Source organism: Chlorobaculum thiosulfatiphilum (assembly GCF_006265165.1).
Classification (GTDB): Bacteria; Bacteroidota; Chlorobiia; order Chlorobiales; family Chlorobiaceae; genus Chlorobaculum; species Chlorobaculum thiosulfatiphilum.
In genome coordinates, this window is sequence record NZ_VDCH01000013.1 from 1 (window position 1) to 23,761 (window position 23,761).

Below are 23,761 nucleotides of genomic sequence, written 5' to 3' on the forward strand. Positions count from 1 at the left end.
CAACCAGTTTTCCATTAAATTCGAAGGACGGCTTCCCGTTTGATTACGACCGTTTACACACTTAGTTGAACAGACCCCACATCCAAGCTGAAGAGCCATCCGTTCGATACTTTCTGAATCAAGAGTGTAATCTATTTCTCTTAAGGCCATCTGACGAAGTTCTTCCTCTGCCTCAGGCTCTTGAATCTCAAGAGATTGAGAGCTAAAACCAAGCGCCTTTGCAATTACCTTCGTTGGATTGCGCAGTGAAGCTTCTCCACTATGTTTGAAAACGTTTCCAATCTGCCAAACAGCCAAGGCACCGCAGAGATCCGTTCCAGGTACTCTGGAGCCAAAATTTTGCATTATTGTACGGCGATGGCGAACCGCCTTATCTTCTTTGGACTCACGGTCCGTTTCAAACGGAAATTTGGTCTCAATAAGGATTAAATCAGCGACTGCTACCTGCTTTACCTGCTCCATCCAGCGCATAAGCACAACACAAGCACTTCCAATAACTGAGTCAATCACCGCCGACGCGTGATGCAATTCAAAAAAAATATCTTCAAGTTCGTCTTCGTTTCTAGGCTTTGGATGTTCAGCGTTGCGACGCTCATGCATAGACAAATAAGCATCACTAAATAACGCTATCGCCTCGAAGAAAGTCTTGTCCCAGTCTTCCATGAGATCAATACCCATTTCAAGACTCTGGATGACATGATATCGCCAATCCGATGCGGTTGCATTTTCCCAATAGTCAAATATCAAATTTTACCTCCTGATAAAAAAGTCTCTTCGCACGCTGTGTTTTCAGCGATAAAGAAGCCTATGGTTAAGCTCAATACACTCAAAAAGCAAAGCATTCTAACTTAACTTGGGGCAAACAATATTGAACATCTGCTCTGGTTGATTGGGGTCGATAAAATCACATTCAATACCAAGGAACAAATATCTCAACCCAAACCTCACCGAAACCCAACCGCCGGATAACCAACCCAATGCCTCTCCGTGGCAATCGCCGTCTCCCCCATTCCCAGATCATCGACTTTCAGATGCGGCTGGCTGATGCTGGTGGCGTAGGCTATCGGCACTCCCGTTAACGGAGCGCTTTTTTCGAGCCACTGGAGATCGAGCGCTGTCAACAATCCGAGCGGTATTGCATAGCGTCCGCACCAGCTCCATCTGGACTCTTTGAAATCATCGGAATCGGTCGTGTAGGCATAAAATTTGGCGATTTTATTCCCGGTCAATTTCGATTCAAAACAGGTGCTGATTATTTCCCGGTCATATGCTTCGGCGAGCGCGTTGGCTCTGCTATCCGTCCCAAAATAAGCGAAATTGTGCCCGCCCCACGCTTCGTCGCCATAATGCACTGCGTCGGATGAAATGAGGATGGCGACATCGCTTCCCCAGCGCAAATCATTCTTTTTCATCACGGCAAACAGCGCTTTCGCCAAATGGCGACTGACGGTTTGCATCCGTTCAAAATCCATGAAAGGCACCAGAATGCTGATGATTTCAACATCCCGATTCTGGTATTGCAGAAACGGAATCATCGCCTCGACGGAATATTCCTCGCTTTGCATCGGATCGTGCACAACCGCCATGTCGGCAGGCAAACGCTTGATCATTTCATCTCGTAGCGGAGAAACTTTCACCGCACCGTACGGGCTGCGCCATAAGCTGAAACTGTCGAACACAAGGCGGTTTTCGAGATTATAGCGCCACGCCTTGTGCGCCACGCCGAAGATGATGACCGTTTTTGCCTTGATGTTCCGCAGCACCGCCGGATAGAGCCAGCTCGCATACGTATAATCGTCGTGCGGGCAAATCGCCGCCCGCCACGCCGTTCCGGCTGGCTGCCGGGCGCGAACGAGATCGTCGCGATCGAGCGACCTGATTCGCGCCATGACGGAGTCCATCTGCCAAGCCCGATGCGCAAATCCAACCGTGTCGGCCAGGGCGCGCGTCGATAGCTTGGCGTCAGTCCGTGCAAGCAATGAACTGCTTGCGAGCATGAGCGCGAAAAACAGAAAGATTGAGACAGCGGTTCGCATGACAGGTTTCACTTTTTAAGCCTGTTGCAGCAATTTGGTGGACGATGTGGACATAGTGGACAACAATGTTTTCTGTCCACCGCGTCCACAAAGTCCACATCGTCCACACTTTTACAACTCGTTCTGTACGAGTTGCTCGAAGGTTTCGCGGCGACGGGTCAGGGTGACTTCATCGCCATCGACCATCACCTCGGCGGGTCGAAGACGTCCGTTGTAGTTGGTGCCCATCACCGCGCCGTAGGCTCCGGCGGAGAGCACGGCGAGCAGTTCGCCTTCGGGAGCGTCGTCGATGGTGCGGTGGCGGGCGAAGAAGTCGCTCGATTCGCAGACCGGCCCGACCACGTCGGCGACGACGCTTTTGTCATGCTGTTTGACCGAGAGCACTTCGTGGTGCGACTGGTAGAGAGCCGGGCGGATCAGCTCGGTCATGCCTGCGTCAACGATGAAGAACTCCTTGCCGATGTGATTTTTTTTGCGGTAGAGAATTCTGGTGACCAGCACCGAGGCGTTGGCCGCGATGAACCGGCCCGGCTCGAAAATGACCGTCACGCCCTTGTCTTCGAGCATCGGAATGAGCTTTTCGGCGAACTTCGTGATCGGCGTGGCTGGCTTCTGCGGATCGTAGGTCACCGGAAAACCGCCGCCGAGATCGAGCCATTTGATGTCGAAGCCGAGATGCCGCGCCGATTCGAGCACTTCGAGCAGCTTCTGCGTGGCGGCGACGTAGTATTCCGGATCGAAAATCTGCGAGCCGATGTGCATGTCGAGGCCGTGCAGTTCGAGGTTCGGCAGCGTCCTGAACAGCTCGAACACCTCGCCGAGCCCATCTTCGTCGATACCGAACTTCTCCTTGCTGTCGCCGGTGGTGATGTAGGGATGGGTCTCGGCGGTGACGTTGGGGTTGATCCTGACGCCGACCTGCGCAACTTTTCCGAGATGCTCGGCTACACGGTTGATCGCCCTGAGTTCGGAGATCGATTCAGCCTTGATCATCATCACGCCAGAGGTCAGGCCGTACTTGATTTCAGCTTCGTTCTTGCCGACACCGGCCATGATGATCTTGTCGGCGGGTACGCCGGCCTTGAGGGCGCGATAGAGTTCGCCGCCCGAGTTGACGTCGCAGCCACAACCCTCTTCGGCAAGCGCCCGGATAACCGAGAGGTTGAAGTTCGCCTTGACCGAGTAGCAGGTGAAATGCGGCAAAGAAGCAAAAGCCTCTTCGAAAGCCCGGTACTGACTGACCAGGCTCTGACGGCTGGTCACGAAAAGCGGAGTTCCGAACTGCGCGGCCAACTCGTCGAGTCTGACCGATTCACAGCAGAGGGTTCCGTCGGAAAATGAAAAAAAATGACTATCCAGCACGATGCGCCCTTGTTGTTTAGGTGATGGGTGAAAAGACTCAATAATAAGCGTTTCCTGATCTCGAAACAAAAAAACGACAGGGCTTGCATAAGAGGGTCGCTTGCTGTATATTCGTTGCTCTTAAAATAACTAACCGACCGAAGCTACTAATGGCAAAAGGTAAAGAGAACAGAATCGTAATCACGCTTGAGTGCACCGAGGCGAAAAAGGAAGGGGTGCCTGTTTCGAGGTACACCACGACCAAGAACAAAAAGAACACGACGGAGCGCCTCATTCTCAAAAAGTACAATCCGAACCTGAAAAGGCACACTGAGCACAAAGAGATCAAGTAATTAGCATTATTGTCAAAAAAGCTTATCTTGCCGATGAGCCTTTTTGACAAGGCAATGCCCGAATGGCGGAACTGGTAGACGCACTCGTTTCAGGGGCGAGCGCCGAGAGGTGTAGGAGTTCGAATCTCCTTTCGGGCACCAACAATATGCAAGACACTCATGTGCAAAAAGATCAGACTTGAAGATTTCTTCCTGTTATTGTTCTGAAAAGATTTTGAATACAAGGCAAGCACCTTCGACAGAGGTGCTTTTTTTGCTTCTTTTTAATTTCTAAACCGGTGTGGTAGTGGATCATACAAAAATCAATCTCATCGTTCGCCTTCAGCATATCGACAACATGATCGAAAGCATCATGAGCATGCAGAAAGGCCTGCCGGAGGAGATTTCCGCTCTTGAGGAGGATCTCGCATTCACCTCTCGGCAGATCGAGGCCCGGAAGAAAATCGCCGACGAACATCAGAAACTGCGGGAACGCCTGAACGGCGTCATTGCCGATAGCAGGGAAAAAATCCGTTCTTTCAAGGAAAAGCAGACGCTGGCCCGCAACAACAAGGAGTACGACGCCCTTTCGAAGCAGATCGAATATGAGGAAAAGGAGATCGCCCAGGCCGAAATCAAGCTTCAGGATATTTCGCAGGCCGAGCACCACGCCCAGGAGTTGCAGAAAAAAGGGCGCGACCTGATCACGGAAAATCGTTACGACGAGATTTCCGAAGAGATGATGCCCGACGATGTCTTGCAGCAACAGATGCAGGATCTCACCGAACAGGTGCGCCAGAAAAAAGAGGAGCTGGAGAGCATTGTCATCGAAACCGCCGAAGAGGTTGCCACGCTCCGGGAGATTCTCGCGGAACAGAGAGCGATGGTTGCCCAGGAGGCCAAGCGCTTGCTCGACAAATATGACCATCTCAAAAGCGGCACGTTGCAAAACGCCGTGGTCAAGCTCGACCGCCAGGCGTGTTCCGGATGCAACACCAGGGTGCCGACCAACCGCCACACCATGATCGTGCAGGGCGGCTTTTACGTTTGTGAATCGTGCGGTCGCATCGTGGTGCACGAGCGGCTCTTCGAAGAAGCTGCGGTCGGCGGCCAGCAGTAATCGACAAAGCGAACTGCCGAACGGATTGCTCCTTTCGGCAGTTTCTGTTTTATGGCCGCCTTGAAAAGAGGCTCGCCAATCGTTCATCGACATTGCTGAAACCGCAAGTGTGCAGTCGCTGCGTGGCCTCGCGCCGCGCAGAGGAAAGTCCGAACTTCACAGGGCAGGGTGCCGGTCGAGAACCTCGTTCAAGGCCGGGGACGGCGGCGCAAGCCGCTGGTCACAGAGAAGTGCAACAGAAAGCGAACCGCTCCGGCTACGGCTGGAGTAAGGGTGAAAAGGGGGTGTAAGAGACCACCAGATACGCCAGCAATGACGTATGCTATGAAAACCTCCCCGAAGCAAGGCCAAATAAGGGTGCTTTTTCCGCAAGGGAAGCAGGGTTGCTCGTCCAACTGTTCGGGGTTTCACCTCGAACAGAGTATCCGGGTAGGCCGCATCAGATAAATGATTGCAGCTTCACCACTTGATGGTGATTCACAGAATTCGGCTTACAGCTTCGGTTTCAGCTTTTTTTACTCCTCCCACCGCCTCAGCCTCCGTTTTGCAGTACCTCCCTCACTTTTTCCAGAAGCACGGGAACCGCAAACGGTTTCTGCAAAAAGGTCAGCCCTTCGTCGAGTACGCCGTGCCGGGAAATGATGTCCCTGGTGTACCCCGACATGTAGATCACCTTGATGCCAGCCATGACGGCGCTCGCCTTTTCATACAGCACCCTGCCATTCATGCCGCGCATGACCAGATCGGTCAGCAGCAAGTCAGGCCTGAAGTCGCCACTTTGAAGCAGCGCTATCGCCTCCTCCCCGCTTTCGGCCTCACGGATCTCGAATCCCTCCTCCTCCAGCGCCTGCACGACGAATTTGCGCACCAGCTCGTCATCCTCGACAACCAGCACCTTGGCCCCCTTGCCCTGCTGAAGCTGCGCCGTTTCGACAGGCTGACCAGCCTCGGCTTCACACTCCCTGAGCGGGAAGCATATCCTGAACGAAGCGCCCGCGCCGGGGTTGCTGCTCGCCTGGATGATGCCGCCGTGCTGGCGAACGATGCCGTAAACCGTCGAAAGACCGAGGCCGGTACCCTGCCCCTTGGGCTTGGTAGTGAAAAAAGGCTCGAAAATATGGGCGAGCGTCTCCCGCTCCATCCCGACGCCGGTATCGGTGACGGTCAGCACGGCGTAGTCACCGGCGGGCAGCCCCTCGAAATATTTCTCGCACCCGCTCTCGATCACTATCGTGGAGGTCTCCATCTTCAGTTCGCCGCCCGACGGCATAGCGTCCTCGGCATTGACCGCCAGATTCATGATGATCTGTTCAAGCTGGCTGGCGTCCCCCTGCATGACCAAAGCCCCTTCGTGCAGACGATAGCGGATATCGATATCGGCCCGAATGGTTCGTCGCAAAAGTTGCCCGAAGTCGCCGATCACGCTGTTCAGGTCAATCATCCTGAATTCGAGCGCCTGGCGGCTGCTGAAGGCGAGGAGATGGCGGACCAGGTCGCGAGCCCTGAGCGCCGCGTGATGAATGACCTCGATGCGCTTCAGGCGCTTGTCCGTCTCCGGAAAAGCGTGCGAAAGCATCTCGGAATAACCGAGCACCGGCGTCAGAAGATTGTTCAGGTCATGAGCGATGCCGCCAGCCAGCCGGCCAATCGATTCGATTTTCTGCGACTGGAAAAGCTGATGCTCCAGCCCGGCGCGCTCTTCTTCAGCCTTTTTCCGGCGGTCGATGTCGCGAAGAAAGACCAGAGCGCCTTGCTGACCGGCAAAGGTGAACGGCACGGCGGAAACCTCTACAGAGGCCTCAGCGCCGTCGAGACGCAGAATCCGCTCTTCGAGAATCGGCATCGCCTGCTGGCTTTTATTGAGCTGGCGGATTCTTTCGGCAACCAGATCGCGGAAATCAGGATGAACCAGATCGACGACCCGCCGTCCAAGAATCTCTTCCGTTTTCGATGCCCCGAACAGTGAGACCGCGGAACGATTCAGGTAAGCAAAACAACCGCCCGTCTGTATGAAGATGGCGTCCGGTGCGGACTCAACGACCGACCGGAAGCGCTCCTCGCTTTCGCGCAAGGCTCTTTGCGATTCGAGCCGCTCGGTAATATCCTGCACGGTGGCGACCCTGTAGATGAGCTGCCCATCTTCGCCCCGGACGCTGACCACATCCATCTGAACAGGAAAACTGCTGCCGTCGGGGCGCTGCATTCTGGCGTGATAACTGACAAAACCGCAACGATCAACCCTTGCGATGTTGCTCATCACCTTTTCATAGTCTTCCGGCAAATAGAGACTCAAAATCCTGAGACCCTCGATCTCCTTGACAGACCTGCCGCACAAACGCGCAAAAGCCTCGTTGCAGGTAAGCACCTGATTGGTGAAAGGATCGCCTAGGGCGATGCCGTGAGCGCAGAGCCTGAACGCGTCGGCCCAGCGGCGAGTCTGCATCTCCTGCTCGATGCGTCCGGTGATATCTCTGGCGATGGCGTACAGAACGCCCTCTTCGATTGGTGTGCTGTTCCACTCAAGCCAGCGATACGCGCCATCTTTGGCGCGGTACCTGTTGACGAAATTGAGCGTTCCTGCCTCGCCGGAGTGTTTTCTCGCTACCTCGGCTTTTGTGGCTTCGAGGTCATCGGGATGGATGAAATCGATAAACGGCGCGGAGAGCAGCTCCTCTTCGGAATAACCCAGCATTTTCCGCCATACCGGATTGACCCTGATGAAGTAGCCGCTGGACGAAGCAATGCACGCCATGTCCGGCATGAGGCTGAAAAGACGCTCGAACTCGATCTCCGCCCGCTTGCCCCGGCTGACATCCCGCACCATGCAGAGGATTCCGCTGACCTGGCCGGAGTCGTCGAACACCGGCGCTTTCTTCACCCGGAACCAGACCTTGCCCTCCGAGTCGTCGATGTTCCAATCGCCCTCCAGCGGCTGGCGTGACCTCAGGACTTCGGCATCAAGGGCGACGTGCAGGGCCGCATCTTCTGGCGGAAACAGCTCCGCGTCTCGCTTGCCGATGATCTCCCCGGCGCTCTTGCCGAGAAAGCGGCACAAGGCAGGGTTGACGCGGCGATAGACGAAGTCGCGATCTTTCAGGGCGAAAAAATCGGGAGTCGTTTCCAGCAGCGTTTCCGTAAAGCTCTGCTGCCCGGAGAGTTCCATCTCAAGCGCCTCGATACGGCGGCGAGCCGTTTCAAGCTCTTGCCGGAGATTCAGCTCACCCTGTTCCGAAGCATCCCCGACAGGCTTTTCAGACATCCTCGCCCCTTGTCTGAACCGAAACGGAACCATCCTCGGCGACATCGATGACAAGACTCACCGGACGGCAGCACACCTCGCAATCCTCGATATACTCCTGATGCTCGACCGAGCAATCGACCAGCACCTCGAACGTCTGCGCGCAGTAAGGACATTGTACAGTGACCGTTTGTTCAAGCTCCATGATCTGCCTCCGGACTGGGTTTGGTTATGGAAAGAGCGGTATTGAAATTTGCGCGCCGAAACAGGCAGCGCGAGTCGCCGACTCTTTCAGAAAAACAACCGGCACGACAAGGATGTTTCACCAAATTCAGGAAAGTTTCAAGAAAACCGGAGTTTCTGCAATCGCTCGCAGGCATCTTCGAGCACATGGCTCTCTTTAGCGAAGCAGAAGCGGACGAGATTTTCGCCGCCACCGTCGTGGTAAAAGGCCGAGCCGGGCACCGAGGCGACGCCGCTTTCGCGCAGGATGTGCATCGCCCGCTCCCGCGCCGTCGCGCCAGGCAAGCGCTCGGTGTTGGCGAGCACGTAGTAAGCGCCCTGCGGAACGTGCGGCGCGAGACCCGCCTCGGCGAGCGCCGCGCAGAAGAGATCGCGTTTGGCCTCGTACTCCGCCGACAAGTTAAGATAATACTCGTCGCCAAGCTCGCGAAGTCCCGCCGTGACGCCCGCCTGGAGCGGCGAGGCCGCGCAGACGTAATAGAGATCGTTGAAATAGCCGATGGAGGCGGCCCAGCGCTCGTCGCAGAGCGCGTAACCGATGCGCCAGCCGGTGACGCTGAAGGTCTTGGAGAGGCCGGAGATGGTGATCGTCCGCTCCCTCATGCCGGGCAGCGCCGCCATCGACACATGCGAGCGGCCGTCGAAGACGAAGTGCTCGTACATCTCGTCGGTGAAGACGAACAGGTCGTGGCGGATAGCGAACTCCGCCAGAAGGGCAAGCTCGTCGCGGGAAAAAACTTTGCCAGAAGGGTTCGCTGGCGTGTTGATGAGAATCGCTTTGGTCTTCGGCGTCACCGCCGCTTCGAGATCGTCGATGCGCAACGACCAGCCCGACGACGGATCGAGCGGCGCGAACACCGGCGCGGCCTCGACCGCCCGAAGCGTCGAGACATGGTAGCCGTAAAACGGCTCGAAGACGATCACCTCGTCACCGCGATTCAAGAGCGCCTGAAACGCACAGTACATCGCGCCGGTCGCGCCTGCGGAGACGACAATCTCGCGGTCGGCGTCGAACTGGACGCCGGTGAAGCGCCGCTGCTTCTGGGCAATCGCCTCGCGAAGCTCGCGGATGCCGGTGTGGTGGGTGTAGGTGTTGCTGCCCTGCATGAGCGCATCCGCCGCGCCCTGCAAAACTACCGGAGGCGCCGGCGTATCGCAGACGCCTTGCGAAAGATTGATGCCGCCCATCCGGGCGCACTCGATCGACATGGCGCGAATATCGGACTGCATCACCAGCCCGCAGCGTTCGCCAAGATTGAGACTCATGAGATGGATACTTCAGGATGGAGAAATGGACAACCGGCGACGCGCCGTCAGAAAACCGGAACCGGCAGAGCAATCGGCAACACGCATCATTTTAATCGGGAAAATGCCGGAACAGCTCGGAAAATGGCACGACTCCGAACAGAAGTATCAGAATCATGGCAAAAACAGCCATGACGGCATAGATGATCAGAAGCGCCGGAATACTTGCCAGCGCAAGCTTGACCAGAAAAACCACCATGGAACCGAACGGCATTTTGATGTCGGTAACGACGACATTCCTGTTTTGAGCGGTATTGTCAGTCATGGCAATGGAATCTTTTTTTCGATGATGGTAATTTGATTACCGGACACCTGGCAAGCGGGATTCTGCCCCACAAAACAAACTCCCCCAGTTCAAAGACCGGGGGGATATGAGAAAAGAAAAAAAACAGAAGATCGCTCAGGCCTTGGCCGGAGGCTGCACGGTGATCGTCACCTTTTCGAGCGACGCCGGAGCCTGGCTTGACTGCGACAGGAACGGAATCGGGAACGGAAGCTGTGGCAGCGAGAACGAGGGCAGTTGCGGAAGCGAGAACGACGGCAGCGGAAGCTTGCTGATCACGTCCGCGATCTGATCCTTGAAGGGAATCGGAAGCGCCATCGGCCCCTGCTGAATCGCCTCGACGACCAGCCCGGCAGCGCCCTGGATGGACTCCATCATGTCGCCAAGCGCCTCCTTGCCGCCCATCTCGCCGCGCTGGATGCGACCGATGAGGTTCTGCACACCCGGCACGATCTGCTGCGCGGTGTCCTTGCCCATGTCGGCGGCATAAGCGATCAGACCGAAAGGATTGCTGAAAACGATGCGGCGCACCTCTTCGGGGCGCGAGAGAACCTTGACCGTGCCCTCGGTAGCGATGGTCGCCTGGCAAGCCATGCGACCGCCAGCGGCGATCTGGCGCGGAGAAAGGAACGCTTTCTCGACATCGGTGAGCGGAGCGAGGCAGTCAGCTCCCTCCTGAACAGTGATGTAGCAAGCCTGGCAAAGGCCGTGGCCTCCGCAAACGTAGCCGACGTGGCTGTGATTGAGCCTTGCGGCCTTGCCGACAGTCTGACCGACGCTCGACTGGGCCGGTTTGTCGTTGATAATGAGATTCATTGTGGTGGTGGTTTTTCGTTTGCAAAGGCCCCATGCACTCGCCGTCAACAAAAAGCTGAACGGCGCAGGGAACTTCGATGCAGGGATTTTATGAGGATAATTTAGTAAAAAAATCGATCCCTGATGCAAAGATCATGTGTCGAACGGCTGGAGAAACTCAGTGTCTGAGCCGCTCCATATAATAATCCTCCCGCCTACTCATCGCCGCTCGCTGTTCGTCGCTTTCGTCGTCGTGGCCCATCAAATGCAGCGCGGAGTGGATCGTTACGCGGAGCAGTTCGTCGTCGAAGGTTGCGACGAAGCGTTTGGCGTTGGACTCGATCACGTCGAGGGAGATGTAGAATTCGCCTTCGACCTCCTCGCCCTTGTTGTAACCGAAGGTGATGGTGTCGGTCGCATAGTCGTGGCCGAGGAAGTCGCTGTTGATGCGGCGGATCATCTTGTTGCCGCAGTACACGGCCTCGATGGAGCCGATTGCGCCGCCCTCTTCGCCGATCACCAGACGGATGGCTTCGGCGAGACGCGCCTCGTCGATCTTGCGCTTCGTTGTGTTAAAGATTTGAAGCGGCATGTTTTTTCGATGCCGACGCCTTGAGCATGGCGTCGATCTGCTTGAGATTGTTGCGATGCACGCGGATGGTAAGCTGCACCTCCTCGTCGATGTGCTTCTTGTCGATCACCTCGGCGTGGTCGTAGAGGTAGCCGATCAGCTTGTAGTTCGAGACGTGCGTCCGCACCTTGCGCGTCTTGTAGTCGCGGGCGACGTGGTTGGCGATGCTCTCCTTCAGCACCGAGAGGTTCAGGCCGCGCGCGGCGGAGATGAAAACCGCGTCGGAATACTTGCTTTGCAGGCCGGTCAGCACCGACGGATCGGCAAGCGCGTCGATCTTGTTGAACACCTCGATCATGTGGTCGTGCTTGACGCCGATCTCCTTGAGCGTCTCGCGCACCACCTGCATCTGCTCCTCGAAGGCCGGGTGGCTTACGTCAATGACGTGCAGTAAAAAGTCCGCTTGGAGCACCTCGTCAAGCGTGGATTTGAAGCTCTCTACCAGCGTGTGCGGCAGCTTGCGGATGAAGCCGACCGTGTCGGAAAGCAGCACGAGCTTGTTGATCCTGAGTTCGAGCCGCCGGGTCTTGGTGTCGAGCGTCGCGAAGAGGCGATTCTCGGCGTAGGCCTCGGCTTCGGGGCAGAGCGCGTTCATCAGCGTCGATTTGCCCGCGTTGGTGTAGCCCACAAGCGCCACACGCGGCACAGTCGCTCGACTGCGGGTTTGGGTGTCGTGCTGGAGCGAAACGGCGCGGAGCTTCTTTTTGAGCGAGGCGATGCGGTTGCGCACGAGTCTGCGGTCGGTTTCGATCTGCGTTTCGCCGGGGCCTTTGGTGCCGATGCCGCCCTTCTGCTTCGACAGGTGCGTCCATGCGCCGGAGAGGCGCGGCAGGAGATATTCGAGCTGCGCGAGTTCGACCTGCATCTTGGCCTGCGCGGATTTGGCGCGGATGGCGAAAATCTGGAGGATGAGGCCGGTGCGGTCGATCACCTTGCACTTGAGAATGCGTTCGAGGTTCCTGGCCTGCACGGGCGTCAGGTCGTCGTCGAAAATCACGATGTCGATCTTGTCCTCCTCGACCAGCCCGGCCAGCTCCTCGGCCTTGCCGCTGCCGATGCAGGTGGCCGGATCGGGCTGCTTTTTTTCCTGGATGATGGTGGTAATAACGTCAGCTCCCGCCGTGTCGGCGAGAAACTTGAGTTCGTCGAGATACTCCTCGACAAGGTGTCTGGGAATGTCAGGCGTGGAGGTGATGCCGACAAGCACGGCGCGCTCCCTGGGTTCCGGTGATGGAATGGTCGTCAAATGGGTGGTCTGAAAGAATTCTGCGCAACAGCGGCGAGCGGGCGGCAACGGCGAAGCTCATTGCTATTGCTATATTAGAGCCATTATTTTATTTTGCCGTCACATTATGATAACGTATTCCGGCCACGGAAAGTTACATATTTTTGCCACTCCGGCATACAAAATCAGGCTGCCGGAAACGAAAATCAGGCCGCATTGCCCAACACGGCAACAGGCCATCCGACAACAGAGCAGCAAAAAAAACAGCGGCGAGAGTTTCATGAACTACAGCTACAACGGACAGACGGTGCTTCACGACGCGGGCCAAAAGCTGTCGCTCCCGAACGCCTACGACTACTGCCGCCAGATCGCCCGGCACCACGCTAAGACCTTCTACCTCGCCACGAAGTTCCTGCCAAAACGCCAGCAGAACCCGATCTTCGCCATGTACGCGCTGTTGCGCACGGTGGACGACCTGGTCGATCTGGCGCAGGACAAGCTCAGCAACGGCCAGTTGACGCGAGCGGAACTCAACGACTCCATCGCCGACTGGAAGGTGCGCCTCCGGGCCTGTTACGACTGGACACCGAGCAACGATCCGATTCTCATGGCCTGGCAGGATACGCTGCGCCACTACTCGATCCCCATCGACCTGCCGCTCGATTTGATCGATGGCGTGGCGATGGACATTGATTTCCAGACCTTCGAGACCTTCGACGAGCTCTACGTTTACTGTTACAAGGTCGCCTCGGTGGTGGGGCTGATGACGGTCGAAATTTTCGGCTACAGCAACAAGGAGGCCCTGCAACACGCCATCGATCTCGGCATCGCCATGCAGCTCACCAACATCCTGCGCGACATCGGCGAGGACATCGACCGCGACCGTATCTATTTGCCGCTCGAAGATTTACGCCGCTTCAACTACAGTCGCGAGGAGTTCATGAGCCGGACGATGAATGAAAAATTCGTCGCGCTGATGAAGTTCCAGATCGAACGCGCTCGCGGTTACTACGCTTCGGCTGACCTCGGCATTCCGATGCTCGAAAAGAACAGCCGCCTGGCCGTGGGCATCAGCAGCCGCAACTACAGCGACATCCTCAAAGCCATCGAGGAGAACAACTACGACGTTTTCACTCGCCGCGCCTACCGCTCGCTGTACCAGAAAGTGAGCACCCTGCCATCGATCTGGCTCAAAACCATGATCTCGGCCTGACCGGCGAGATTCAGATAACCCGTTTTATTTTTATCACTTCAGACCATCAGCATGCCTAACGCACCAGAACAGAAGCATCAGCAGAACGACCAGTCACCCGCAGTTTCGCTCAACGACCAGATGAAGCGCCGCTTCGAGGAGCGCACACACCTCGCCGAAGCCGGCATCAATCCCTATCCCTATAAATTCGACGTCACCGCCACCTCGAAAGCGATCATCGACAGCTTCAGCGACGAAAATCCCGCGGATGTTTCGGTTGCCGGTCGCATCATGGCGATCCGCAAGATGGGCAAGGCCTCGTTCCTGCACATTCAGGACTCCGTTGGACGCATCCAGATATACCTCAAGCGCGACGAGGTCGGCGAGGCTTCGTACAACACCTTCAAGCTGCTCGACATCGGCGACATCGTGGGCGTCAGCGGTTTTACGTTCAAGACGAAAACCGGCGAAATTTCGGTACACGCCCGCCAGTTCGAGCTGCTCACCAAGTCGCTCCGCCCGATTCCCGTCGCCAAGGAGAAAGAGGTGGATGGCCAGAAGGTGGTTTTCGACGCCTTCAGCGACCGCGAGCTGCGCTACCGCCAGCGCTACGTCGATCTGATCGTCAACCCCGAAGTGCGCGGCACCTTCATCAAGCGGACGAAGATTGTCGCCCTGATGCGAAACTACTTCAGCTCGAACGGCTGGCTTGAAGTGGAAACGCCGATCCTCCAGCCGATTTACGGCGGCGCGGCGGCCCGCCCCTTCACGACGCACCACAACGCGCTCGACATGGAGCTTTACCTGCGCATCGCCAACGAGCTGTACCTCAAGCGCCTGATCGTCGGCGGCTTCGACGGTGTCTATGAGTTCGCGAAGGATTTCCGCAACGAAGGCATCGACCGCTTCCACAACCCGGAGTTCACGCAGGTCGAGCTGTACGTCGCCTACAAGGATTACGTCTGGATGATGGAGCTGGTCGAAGATTTACTGCACAAGGCGTGTTTGGAGGTCAACGGCAAGGATTCGACGATGTTCCTCGGTAACGAAATCAGCCTGAAGCCGCCCTTCCGCCGCCTCACCATCGCCGACTCGATCAAGGAGTTCACCGGCATGGAGATTCGCGGCAAATCCGAAGCGCAGCTCCGCGATATTGCGAAAGATTTGGGCCTCGAACTCGATCCGAAGATCAGCAGCGGCAAGATCATCGATGAAATCTTCGGCGAGTTCGTCGAGCCGAAGCTCATCCAGCCGACCTTCATCACCGACTACCCGGAGGAGATGTCGCCGCTCGCCAAGAAGCACCGCTCGGAGCCGGGTCTCGTCGAGCGCTTCGAGCTGATCGTCGGCGGCAAGGAGGTGTGCAACTCTTTCTCCGAGCTAAACGACCCGGTCATCCAGCGCGAACGCCTCGAAGAGCAGGCCCGCCTCCGCCAGCGCGGCGACGACGAAGCGATGATTGTTGATGAAGACTTCCTCCGCGCGTTGGAATACGGAATGCCCCCCTGCGCCGGCCTCGGCATCGGCATCGACCGCATGGTGATGCTGTTAACCGGCCAGGACTCCATCCGCGACGTCATCTTCTTCCCGCACCTGAAGCCGGAGTGAAGCGCGGATTGACGGATTGCAATGCAAAAGCCCCGGCGCAGATGAAGTGCCGGGGCTTTGTTGTTTTGGTTGTCATTCTGAACGAAGTGAAGAATCCAGTTTTCCTTCCCGAAAATTGCCGAACGAATTATTCCACAGAAATCTCATCATCCTCAATTTTCTTTCCCGATATTTTTTCCAACTCTTGTTTTACATACTCTCTCCTTTCAGCCTCTGCCAGAGCACGATCTTCCGAAGAAAAGATATCGACTTTCAGTTTTTTAAAGCCGCTTAAAATATGATCAAAATCTTTTTGAATTCTTTCAAGACTTTGCGCAATTGAGTATAGTGGTGGATACCCTCCTATCCTTCGAGTACCTTTATGTTCTGACATATCAACAATCAAAGTCTCATTATATATTTTTCTTGTAACACTTTCATACATAACGTCAAAACCTATAATTGCCTTTATCTTCTCCTCGCCATCTTCTGTCATATTGGTATAACCTGAGATAAACTCTTGTCCTGGACTTATATATGCTAAGCCGACATTAAAAAAGTTAGATTCTGTTAAAGCATCAATCAGTTTCGATGCAGCATCACCTCCATTTAATGCTTTTGGTGTAAACTTAACATTAAAAGCTGGGCCAAGACCAATATTGCGTACATGAAGTCTCATAATATTAATATGCACTTCATGACAACGCACCGTAATTTCTATCTTTGGTTCTGTTTGAACTTGTCGCATCAGCGAAGTTTCCTTGACAAGCCAATATGTAAGTATCGCATATGATATTGTTGCAAGAGTAACAACCGCAGTAAATATAATGCTAAATGCTCCAGCATTTTTATTAAGAAAATCAAGAATGTCTGACATGATTATAAAATATTTATTGCTGCATTCGTTTTTTCACATCTTCCAACGTTGAACCCTGAATTTCGCCCCTTTTATAAGCAGCATATCTACGTTCAGATTCCCTCATTCAAGCCGCCTTGATTTCCGGAACAGGTTTATCGAGGCTTTCGAGAAGCATCTCGACCTGAGAAATTTTATCTCTCGGATTCAGGCACAATGTCTGCGCCTGCAACTCTTTGGTAATCATAACGCAACGTTTTTCCATTCACACAAAAAATAAGCACTGATTACAAAAGCAAAAGTAACTAAAAAACACAAATCGCACATAGCCTCAAAAAAGCTATGTGCGCTTGAAAATCACGAAAGTCACAAAATCACGGGCGAGTCCAGATCGAGCCGCCGAAGCCGCCGGTTTTGGTGATTGCCTGGAATTTGTTGGGATTAATCATGTTCAGGATCAGAATACCCTCACCCATGATGCTGCCTTTGGGAACATCCGCCCAGCGGAGAATGATGTTGTTGCCATCAAGAGTCCCATTGGCGACGTTCGACCATGACGGATTGGTGACAGACCTTTCGCCATACCAAAACACCTCCTTGCCAATCTGGCGAACGTAATACTTTCCGCCATCATTACAGCTCCACGTCCCGGTAAGATCTGCAAAAGCCACCGACGGCAGCAAAAACAGAACCGAAAACAAAATTGACTTGATCCATTTCATAGAAGCCTCCTTGAGTTTAACAGGTTTGAGCTACAGCTACTGCATCGTAAAATGGCGCAGACATGAACTTTCAAATCACCAAAAACAACAAAAAGAAAACTCCCTTTCAACGTTTCAATGTATCGAACAGATCAAGCAATAACAACATCAATCAGCAGAGAGGCGGTCCGGCTCCCTGACCTGACCGCCTGAATCGAACAATCACTCATTCGTACTGATCCGGCTCGGCTGGAGCATTTGTCTTTGAAACCGACGTTTGCGAATTTTCGTGGCCTGGCCAGGAAAGCGACCAGACGAAGGCGCCGATCCAGCCGAGGCCCGTCCAGCCGAGAAGGATGTTCAACGCGATGATGGCGGGAAGGCTCCGGTGCTTGCGCGTCCAGGCGAGCAGCGAGGGGACAAAGTAAAAGGCCCAGAGAAAAACGTTCAACAGGATAATCGGCACCGGTGAGGATGTTGACCAGGCCCAGGTGCGCATGATTTCTTGTTCCATAACATTCATTTACTTGTGTTCTTGAAAACTCCTCCGCTCTTTTGACGCCGTGTTTTCCGTTTTTCTTCGTTCCGGCAAGCAAAATCCTGCCGACGCCCCACCAAAACCGTCAAGCATCGCCATCTTGAAGTCGGCGAGAAAATACGAGGTTATCTTATGGACTCAGTATTCCGATTTCCGAGAATTTGCGAAGATGCGGAACGCTGAGAAACAGGCCGGATTATCGCGCATCGAGCACGTGTACCGGGCGGATCACTGCCCTGTCACATAATTCCGTAGCTGCGCGATGGAACGGCTCACTCGTCGCAAAGCTTTCCGAACAACTCGTAAGCCGTCGAATCTTCGATAATCACCTGTCGGAACTGGCCTTCCTCCACGACATTATCTCCAATCTCGATAATCACGTCGTTATCCACCTCTGGGGCGTCGTATTCGGTTCTGGCGTAGGCGACGTTCTCCTCAATGCGGTCGATGAGCACCTTCAGCGTTTGGCCTTCGAGTTTGCGGTTGAGGCTGGCCGAAATGCCTTCCTGCAACTCCATCAGTTCGCTGACGCGCGACTCCTTCTCTTCGTCGCTGACGGTGTCGTCGAGGATGAACGCCGGGGCGTACTCTTCGTGGCGATAAGGAAAACAACCGAGGCGGTCGAAGCGGGTCTGGCGGACGAAAGCGAGCAGCTCATCGAACTCTTCGCGGGTTTCACCGGGGTAGCCGGCGATCATGGTGGTGCGGAGGCGGATTTCCGGGTTGCGGCTGCGAATCTCGTCGATGAGGCGGATGGTTTCGCTGCGTCCGATGCCGCGCTGCATCGAGCGGAGGATGCGGTCATCGATGTGCTGCAACGGCATGTCGAGGTAGTTGCAGACGTTACCGCGCTCACGCATGGTGCTTATCACCTCCAGCGGGAAGTTGAGCGGGTAGGCGTAGAGCAGGCGGATCCAGTCGAAGCCCATGTCGGAGAGGCGGAGCGTGAGGTCGTTGAGCGCGGACTTGCCGTAGAGGTCGTAGCCGTAAACGCTGATGTCCTGCGCGATAAGGTTCAGCTCGCGCACACCCTGCCGTTGCAGCAGCGCGGCTTCGCGCAGGAGCTGCTCGATTGGCTGGCTGAGGTAAGGGCCGCGAATCTTCGGGATCGAGCAGAACGAGCAGCGCCGGTTGCACCCTTCGGAAATTTTCAGAAAAGCGTAGTGCGGCGGCGTGAGCAGTTCGCGCCGATCGAACAGCTCCTCGCGGTAGCGCGCGCCGATGGCGGCAAGCACCTCCGGCAGTTCGCGGGTGCCGAACCATCCGTCGATTTCGGGCATTTCGTCGCTCAACTCCTTGCGGTAGAGTTCGACGAGGCAGCCCATGACGTACACCTCGCGGACGCTTCCCTCCTCCTTTTTGCCGATGGCGGCGAGCATTTCGTCGATGGATTCGCGCTTGGCGTCCTCGATGAAGCCGCAGGTGTTGATGAGGATTATGCTTGCCTGGTCAACGTCGTCGGTGAAGATCACGCCCGAGGCGACTGCCTGCGCAGTGAGCCGCTCGCTATCGACCGTGTTCTTCGAGCAGCCGAGGCTCAGTAAAAATACCGCCGGTTTCTGTCCGTCACTTGTTGCCATTGCTGTTGAACTCCATCAGGAATGATTCTTTCCAGTCGGTGAAGGTGCCTGCCGCGATGTGCTCGCGCGCGGTCGAGGTGAGCCAGAGGTAGAACGAGAGGTTCTGCATCGTGCAGAGTTTGAGGCCGAGAATTTCGCCGACGTTGAGCAGGTGCCGGATGTAGGCGCGCGAGTAGTTGCGGCAGACGTGGTTGTCGAACCCTTCGTCGATGGGCCGGAAGTCGTCGGCGTACTTACCCGCCCGCAGGTTGATTGTGCCCTTGCGGGTATAGACGCGCCCGTTGCGCCCCTCGCGCGTCGGGATGACGCAGTCGAACATGTCGATGCCGCGCTCGATGGCATTGAGGATGTTCGAAGGCGTACCGACGCCCATCAGGTAGCGCGGCTTCGATTCGGGCAGAATGGTGTGCGACAGGTCGAGCATCCGGTACATCTGTTCGGCCGGTTCGCCGACCGCCATGCCGCCGACCGCGTAGCCGTCGAAATCCATCTCGACCAGCATCCGGCTCGAATGGGCGCGAAGGTCGTCGAAGGTTCCGCCCTGCGTGATGCCGAACTGGAACTGCTCGTAGCCGTAGTGCGGGCGGGTCGAAAGGAAATGGTTCCGCGCCCGCTCCGCCCAGCGAAGCGTCAGCTCGCCCGACTTGCGAACGTACTCGCGCTCGGCGGGCCATGGCGGGCACTCGTCGAGCGGCATCATGATGTCGCTGCCGATGATGCGTTGCGTATCGACGACGTTTTCCGGCGTGAAGTGCAACTTTGAACCGTCGAGATGCGATTTGAACATCACGCCTTCCTCGCTGATCTTCCGCAAATCTGTGAGCGAATAGACCTGATAGCCACCGCTGTCGGTCAGGAGCGGCCCGTCCCAGTTCATGAAGCGGTGAACGCCGCCAGCTTTGAAGAGAATATCGTTGCCGGGCTTGAGGTAGAGGTGGTAGGTGTTGGCGAGGATGATTTTCGCATCGAGCGCCTTCAGCTCATCCGGCTCAATCGATTTGACGCTCGCCCGCGTGCCGACTGGCATGAAGATCGGCGTGGGAATGTCGCCGTGCGCGGTCGAGAGCACACCGCAACGCGCCGCCGAGCGGCTGTCTTTTGCTGTGACGGAAAAATTCATAGAGCCAGGCAGGTGACAGATAGTGAATTGCCGATGAGAAGCGATGAGTTGAAAGTAGGGAACGCGATTCACAAATAAAAATCAGTACGCACGGTGCGTTCAAGTGAGCAATGATGAGGAAAATAACAGTGCGAAATTTTATAGAGGAGAGAAAATGTTGTAAGTTATAAATATACTTTGAAGGAGTAAAAGGTATATATATAAAATAGTTTTTTATATAAAAGTGCTATATAAAAAACGCATTTTGAATTGAGCAGCGTTTTATGCATAACCTTGTCATGCCAGAAAACAGCTACAGCGAAACGCCAGGATTTCCAGATTCAGATATATCCGAATATTCTGGTCATACTCATCTTGCTGACATATTGCCCCAGTCCATGTACGTGGTGGATGCCTCCGGGCGGATGATACGATGGAGTCCCTGGTTTCGTGACCGGATCGTTGGTGTCTCCGATGCCGAGATGGCGTCGATCGATTTTCTGGAACTGATCCACCCCGAAGACCGGGAGCTGGTGACGCAGCGGATGCGCAAGATTCTCGATCAGGGGGTTCAGGACACCCTGGAGGTCAGGATATTTCTGAAGGGCGGCCCGGCTTTTCGCTGGTTTCTTCTCATGGCGAACCGCTTTGAACATGAAGGGCGCTTTTTCATAACCGGTACGGGCATCGATATAACCCGCCTGAAAAAGGCCGGAATGGCGATGATGTCTGGTGAGCAGCGCTACCGATCCATATTCGAGCAGGCCGATGCGCCGGTGTTCATTACCGGCACCGATGGCGCTATTGTTTACGTCTCGCCGGCATTCGAAAAGATAACCGGTTACTCTTTTCAGGAGTGCGAAGGTCGGCCGTTCAACCAGTTCTGCGATGAAACCGCGCCCGGCGGCACGACGCTTTCCATGTTCAGTGACGTCATTTCAGACGCTTCGACCATCAGGGAGCATGAAATCACCATTCGCAAGAAAAATGGCTCATCGTGTTACGTTGAATTGAAGCTTCAGCGTTATTACGACAACCGTACCGAAGGAGCGATTGGCGTACTATATGATCTCACCCAACGCAAAAGGCTCGAATCGCTGACTGAATTCCGTCTCGGCCTCTTGCAACAAGCTGAAACGGCATCTGTCGAAGAGATTATGCAAAAGGCGCTCGATGAGGCCGAAATGCTTACCGACAGCAGTTTCGGATTCATCTTTTTCCTTTCCGCTGATTCCGCAAGCAGTTCCCGTTGTATCTGGTCAAGCAGGGTTCGCGATCAGATGCAAGCGATGAGCGAACAGAACGTGCATCACCCGTTCGATGTAAAACCCTTTCTGAAAGAGACGATCGAATCCGGACGCGCGGTGATCGTCAACGAATACCCTGAAATGGGTCACGTTGGCTTTCCTTCGCATCACCCACGGATTTCCAGCACGCTTTCCGTTCCCATCATCGAGCAAGGCAAAGTGGTCGCCGTCTTGCAGGTCTTCAACAAACGCTCGCCATATAACAATAATGATGCTCAATGGGTAGGCACGCTTGCCGATCTTGTCTGGGACATCGTCGTACGGAAAAGAGCGGCTCAGGCGGAGATGCGCAATCAGTCGATTCTGCTGCAAATCCAGAAAATGGAGCTGATCGGCCAGCTTGCCGGCGGCATTGCCCATGACTTCAACAATATGCTTGGGGTCATCCTCGGTAATACCGAGCTGGCGCTGTCGAGTGGCGATCTCGATCCATCGGTGGAGGATAACCTGCATGAGATTTACCAGGCAGCCGAGCGTTCGGCTGAAATGACCAGCCAGTTGCTCGCCTTCGCCCGAAAGCAAACGGCCATGCCCAGAGTGATCGAAATCGACGAAACCATCGCCGACTCTTTGCCGATTCTGCAAAGAGTGGCCGGGGAGAAGATCGTGATCGACTGGCAGCCGGTTTGCGAGGAGTGCAAGCTTCACATCGACCCGTCGCAGCTCGACCAGATTCTGATGAACCTCTGTCTCAATGCCCGTGACGCCATGAACGGATCAGGCAAAATCGTCATCGAAACGAAGCGCGTCAGAATCGGAGCATCGCAGCACAATGGCGGCAACTTCATGCCGCCGGGAAATTACGCCATGCTCTCCGTGACCGATACCGGCCTGGGAATAGCAGACAGCCACAAGCCGCACATCTTCGAGCCATTTTTCACCACCAAGGTGCTGGGCAAGGGCACCGGCCTCGGACTTTCGTCGGTTTATGGCCTCGTCAAACAGAACAGAGGATTTGTCGATTTCGAAAGTGAAGAGGGAAAAGGCAGCACATTCCGGGTCTATCTGCCGCTCCACAAAAAACGTAATGCTCTCGGGCTCGAGAACGGAGCCATGAGCGATGAGCCGGAACAGACGAGCATTCTGGTTGTCGAAGATGAACCGGAAATCCTCAACCTTTGCCGGATGATGCTCGAAAAGTCTGGCTTTACGGTGTATGCCGCCTCCTGCCCATCCGAAGCGATCGTGCTTGCCGAAGAGAACAGCGGCAAAATTGATCTGCTCCTGACCGACGTGGTCATGCCGGAGATGAACGGCACCGATCTTTCCTCGAAACTTTCGACGATCAGCCCCGGATTCCGGGTGCTCTTCATGTCGGGATACTCGGCGGACGTTGTCGCCAGCCACGGCGTGGAGAACCCTCTCGTCAACGTGATCCGCAAACCATTCACCTTCAAGGCGCTGGCCGACAAGGTGCGTGAAACGCTCGAAGTGGAGTGAAACGCGTCGCCGCCCGGCCTCAGACGCGTTGGCGCTGCCGGGATTCGGGCGCTTCGCCGTCGTGCTCCAGCGAGCTGACTCTGACCGAGACGCCAAGTTTTTCGGATGAGGCGCCCTTGTAGGTGCCGCGTACCGGCGGCACGTCGCCATAGTCCCGACCCGTCCCGATCTTGATGTACCGCTCGTCCACGAAAAGCGATTTGTGGGTTGGATCGAAACCCGTCCACCCTTTTTCCGCACCGCACCACACTTCGCACCAGGCGTGGCTCGCCTCGTCCCGTCCCTCCGGCGTGCTTCCGCCGCCATAGAGATAGCCGCTGACATAACGCGCCGACAGGCCGAGATTACGGCAGGTGGCAAGCATGATGTGGGCGAAATCCTGGCAGACCCCGCGTCCGAGCGCCATGACCACGGCGCTGGTGCTGTGCACGTCGGTGACGCCCGGCTCGTAGCGGAACGAGTCGTTGATGTGCTGGCAGATTTCCGTGGCTTGTCGGCACGGCTCGTCGATCTCCCGGAAACGGGCGGCCAGCGCTTGGATCGCCGGGTCGAAACGGACGTAGTGGCTTTCGGCAAGCAGGTCGAGCAGGAGTATTTCATCCTCGGTGAACGGCCCGGTTTCCGGCTGCGCATCGGTTTCGACCACCGAGGTGGCGACGATCTGCACCCGCTTGTGGCTTTGCAGGATGTTGAAATGGTGCACCCGGTTGCCGTAATAATCGATGTAATCGAAGACCGACGCCGGTGGCGTGATCTGGAGGTTGAAACTGGCGCACTGCTGCGAGCCGACGGCGCTTGCCGGATGCAGGCGCACTTCGGTGGCGGTTTCGTAGATCGGCTCTTCGTATTCGAAAAGCGTCGAATGTTCGACTTTGAGGATCATGCGCTGAAATGGTTCCCGGTTGACAGAGT

21 protein-coding genes, 1 tRNA gene and 1 other RNA gene are annotated in these 23,761 nt (G+C 55.6%); 8 read left to right on the plus strand and 15 right to left on the minus strand.

Going from position 1 to position 23,761, the window contains the following annotated elements:
* From FGF66_RS07145 to lysA, 3 genes are all read right to left on the minus strand, one after another.
* Positions 1-678 (minus strand): hypothetical protein (locus FGF66_RS07145; RefSeq protein WP_139456985.1); only part of this gene is annotated, 678 nt, incomplete at its 3' end.
* 266 nt (positions 679-944) lie between these two features.
* A complete protein-coding gene (amrB, locus tag FGF66_RS07150; protein WP_246046614.1) occupies positions 945-1,997 on the minus strand; it encodes an AmmeMemoRadiSam system protein B in 1,053 nt (350 codons plus the stop codon).
* 150 nt (positions 1,998-2,147) lie between these two features.
* Positions 2,148-3,398, minus strand: a complete 1,251-nt coding sequence (gene lysA, locus FGF66_RS07155; protein ID WP_139456986.1) for a diaminopimelate decarboxylase — start codon at positions 3,396-3,398, stop codon at positions 2,148-2,150.
* 149 nt (positions 3,399-3,547) lie between these two features.
* Here lysA and rpmG point away from each other — a divergent pair, with 149 nt between their 5' ends.
* The 4 genes from rpmG (at position 3,548) to rnpB (ending at position 5,339) form a co-directional block, all read left to right on the plus strand.
* Positions 3,548-3,730: a 50S ribosomal protein L33 gene (gene rpmG, locus FGF66_RS07160; RefSeq protein WP_010933041.1), complete on the plus strand. Its 183-nt coding sequence runs from the start codon at positions 3,548-3,550 to the stop codon at positions 3,728-3,730.
* A 56-nt stretch (positions 3,731-3,786) separates the two neighbouring features.
* Positions 3,787-3,871 (plus strand) — tRNA-Leu (locus FGF66_RS07165).
* Positions 3,872-4,016: 145 nt separating this feature from the next.
* Positions 4,017-4,829, plus strand: a complete 813-nt coding sequence (locus tag FGF66_RS07175; RefSeq protein ID WP_170181263.1) for a zinc ribbon domain-containing protein — start codon at positions 4,017-4,019, stop codon at positions 4,827-4,829.
* Between the two features lie 98 nt (positions 4,830-4,927).
* Positions 4,928-5,339: RNase P RNA component class A (rnpB, locus tag FGF66_RS07180), an RNA gene on the plus strand.
* Between the two features lie 22 nt (positions 5,340-5,361).
* Here rnpB and FGF66_RS07185 read toward each other — a convergent pair.
* The 3 genes from FGF66_RS07185 to FGF66_RS07195 form a co-directional block, all read right to left on the minus strand.
* A complete protein-coding gene (locus FGF66_RS07185) occupies positions 5,362-8,088 on the minus strand; it encodes a PAS domain S-box protein (protein ID WP_170181264.1) in 2,727 nt (908 codons plus the stop codon).
* Entirely contained in the window at positions 8,081-8,272 is a 192-nt protein-coding gene (locus FGF66_RS07190; protein ID WP_139456989.1) for a CPXCG motif-containing cysteine-rich protein, read from the minus strand. Before FGF66_RS07190 ends, FGF66_RS07185 begins: the two co-directional genes overlap by 8 nt.
* A gap of 137 nt (positions 8,273-8,409) precedes the next feature.
* Positions 8,410-9,576 carry a pyridoxal phosphate-dependent aminotransferase gene (locus FGF66_RS07195; RefSeq protein ID WP_139456990.1) on the minus strand — a complete coding sequence of 389 codons (1,167 nt, stop codon included), beginning with the start codon at positions 9,574-9,576 and terminating at the stop codon, positions 8,410-8,412.
* Between FGF66_RS07195 and FGF66_RS12650 the strand changes: the two genes are divergently transcribed.
* Positions 9,575-9,916 (plus strand): hypothetical protein, encoded by a 342-nt coding sequence (locus FGF66_RS12650; protein WP_170181265.1) that lies wholly within the window; start codon positions 9,575-9,577, stop codon positions 9,914-9,916. The genes FGF66_RS07195 and FGF66_RS12650 overlap by 2 nt on opposite strands.
* Before the next feature lie 99 nt (positions 9,917-10,015).
* Here the strand turns inward: FGF66_RS12650 and FGF66_RS07205 are convergent, their stop codons facing one another.
* The 3 genes from FGF66_RS07205 to hflX all read right to left on the minus strand — a co-directional run bounded on the left by FGF66_RS07205 (position 10,016) and on the right by hflX (position 12,570).
* Positions 10,016-10,714 carry a 2Fe-2S iron-sulfur cluster-binding protein gene (locus tag FGF66_RS07205; RefSeq protein WP_139456992.1) on the minus strand — a complete coding sequence of 233 codons (699 nt, stop codon included), beginning with the start codon at positions 10,712-10,714 and terminating at the stop codon, positions 10,016-10,018.
* Between the two features lie 157 nt (positions 10,715-10,871).
* Complete coding sequence (gene ybeY, locus FGF66_RS07210) at positions 10,872-11,285, minus strand: rRNA maturation RNase YbeY (RefSeq protein ID WP_139456993.1); 414 nt, start codon at positions 11,283-11,285, stop codon at positions 10,872-10,874.
* Positions 11,266-12,570, minus strand: a complete 1,305-nt coding sequence (gene hflX, locus FGF66_RS07215) for a GTPase HflX (protein WP_139456994.1) — start codon at positions 12,568-12,570, stop codon at positions 11,266-11,268. Before hflX ends, ybeY begins: the two co-directional genes overlap by 20 nt.
* 259 nt (positions 12,571-12,829) lie before the next feature.
* Here hflX and FGF66_RS07225 point away from each other — a divergent pair, with 259 nt between their 5' ends.
* Positions 12,830-13,762, plus strand: coding sequence for a phytoene/squalene synthase family protein (locus FGF66_RS07225; RefSeq protein WP_139457038.1), 933 nt, complete (start codon positions 12,830-12,832; stop codon positions 13,760-13,762).
* Between the two features lie 51 nt (positions 13,763-13,813).
* The gene (gene lysS, locus FGF66_RS07230) at positions 13,814-15,349 is read left to right on the plus strand and encodes a lysine--tRNA ligase (protein ID WP_139456995.1); all 1,536 of its coding nucleotides are present in this window, start codon (positions 13,814-13,816) and stop codon (positions 15,347-15,349) included.
* Positions 15,350-15,476: 127 nt separating this feature from the next.
* Here the strand turns inward: lysS and FGF66_RS07235 are convergent, their stop codons facing one another.
* The 5 genes from FGF66_RS07235 to tgt form a co-directional block, all read right to left on the minus strand.
* The gene (locus FGF66_RS07235; RefSeq protein ID WP_139456996.1) at positions 15,477-16,205 is read right to left on the minus strand and encodes a hypothetical protein; all 729 of its coding nucleotides are present in this window, start codon (positions 16,203-16,205) and stop codon (positions 15,477-15,479) included.
* 353 nt (positions 16,206-16,558) lie between these two features.
* Positions 16,559-16,906 (minus strand): hypothetical protein, encoded by a 348-nt coding sequence (locus FGF66_RS07240; protein ID WP_139456997.1) that lies wholly within the window; start codon positions 16,904-16,906, stop codon positions 16,559-16,561.
* A 205-nt stretch (positions 16,907-17,111) separates the two neighbouring features.
* Positions 17,112-17,399: a superinfection immunity protein gene (locus FGF66_RS07245; protein WP_139456998.1), complete on the minus strand. Its 288-nt coding sequence runs from the start codon at positions 17,397-17,399 to the stop codon at positions 17,112-17,114.
* A gap of 296 nt (positions 17,400-17,695) precedes the next feature.
* Positions 17,696-19,003, minus strand: coding sequence for a 30S ribosomal protein S12 methylthiotransferase RimO (gene rimO, locus FGF66_RS07250; RefSeq protein ID WP_139456999.1), 1,308 nt, complete (start codon positions 19,001-19,003; stop codon positions 17,696-17,698).
* Complete coding sequence (tgt, locus tag FGF66_RS07255; RefSeq protein ID WP_139457000.1) at positions 18,990-20,123, minus strand: tRNA guanosine(34) transglycosylase Tgt; 1,134 nt, start codon at positions 20,121-20,123, stop codon at positions 18,990-18,992. Before tgt ends, rimO begins: the two co-directional genes overlap by 14 nt.
* 365 nt (positions 20,124-20,488) lie before the next feature.
* On the opposite strand from tgt, the gene FGF66_RS07260 reads away from it, so the two are divergent.
* Positions 20,489-22,849, plus strand: a complete 2,361-nt coding sequence (locus FGF66_RS07260) for a PAS domain S-box protein (protein WP_246046615.1) — start codon at positions 20,489-20,491, stop codon at positions 22,847-22,849.
* A gap of 19 nt (positions 22,850-22,868) precedes the next feature.
* On the opposite strand, the gene FGF66_RS07265 is transcribed toward FGF66_RS07260, so the two are convergent.
* Positions 22,869-23,732, minus strand: a complete 864-nt coding sequence (locus FGF66_RS07265) for a transglutaminase family protein (RefSeq protein WP_139457001.1) — start codon at positions 23,730-23,732, stop codon at positions 22,869-22,871.
* Between the last annotated feature and the right edge of the window lie 29 nt (positions 23,733-23,761).

Coding starts and splice junctions, on each gene's coding strand:
- tgt (WP_139457000.1), bottom strand. CDS start 20,123: ATGAATTTTTCCGTCACAGCAAAAGACAGCCGCTCGGCGGCGCGTTGC.
- rimO (WP_139456999.1), bottom strand. CDS start 19,003: ATGGCAACAAGTGACGGACAGAAACCGGCGGTATTTTTACTGAGCCTC.
- FGF66_RS07240 (WP_139456997.1), bottom strand. CDS start 16,906: ATGAAATGGATCAAGTCAATTTTGTTTTCGGTTCTGTTTTTGCTGCCG.
- rpmG (WP_010933041.1), top strand. CDS start 3,548: ATGGCAAAAGGTAAAGAGAACAGAATCGTAATCACGCTTGAGTGCACC.
- amrB (WP_246046614.1), bottom strand. CDS start 1,997: ATGCTCGCAAGCAGTTCATTGCTTGCACGGACTGACGCCAAGCTATCG.
- FGF66_RS07235 (WP_139456996.1), bottom strand. CDS start 16,205: ATGTCAGACATTCTTGATTTTCTTAATAAAAATGCTGGAGCATTTAGC.
- FGF66_RS12650 (WP_170181265.1), top strand. CDS start 9,575: ATGAGATGGATACTTCAGGATGGAGAAATGGACAACCGGCGACGCGCC.
- ybeY (WP_139456993.1), bottom strand. CDS start 11,285: ATGCCGCTTCAAATCTTTAACACAACGAAGCGCAAGATCGACGAGGCG.
- FGF66_RS07190 (WP_139456989.1), bottom strand. CDS start 8,272: ATGGAGCTTGAACAAACGGTCACTGTACAATGTCCTTACTGCGCGCAG.
- lysS (WP_139456995.1), top strand. CDS start 13,814: ATGCCTAACGCACCAGAACAGAAGCATCAGCAGAACGACCAGTCACCC.
- FGF66_RS07265 (WP_139457001.1), bottom strand. CDS start 23,732: ATGATCCTCAAAGTCGAACATTCGACGCTTTTCGAATACGAAGAGCCG.
- FGF66_RS07205 (WP_139456992.1), bottom strand. CDS start 10,714: ATGAATCTCATTATCAACGACAAACCGGCCCAGTCGAGCGTCGGTCAG.
- FGF66_RS07225 (WP_139457038.1), top strand. CDS start 12,830: ATGAACTACAGCTACAACGGACAGACGGTGCTTCACGACGCGGGCCAA.
- FGF66_RS07245 (WP_139456998.1), bottom strand. CDS start 17,399: ATGGAACAAGAAATCATGCGCACCTGGGCCTGGTCAACATCCTCACCG.
- FGF66_RS07195 (WP_139456990.1), bottom strand. CDS start 9,576: ATGAGTCTCAATCTTGGCGAACGCTGCGGGCTGGTGATGCAGTCCGAT.
- FGF66_RS07185 (WP_170181264.1), bottom strand. CDS start 8,088: ATGTCTGAAAAGCCTGTCGGGGATGCTTCGGAACAGGGTGAGCTGAAT.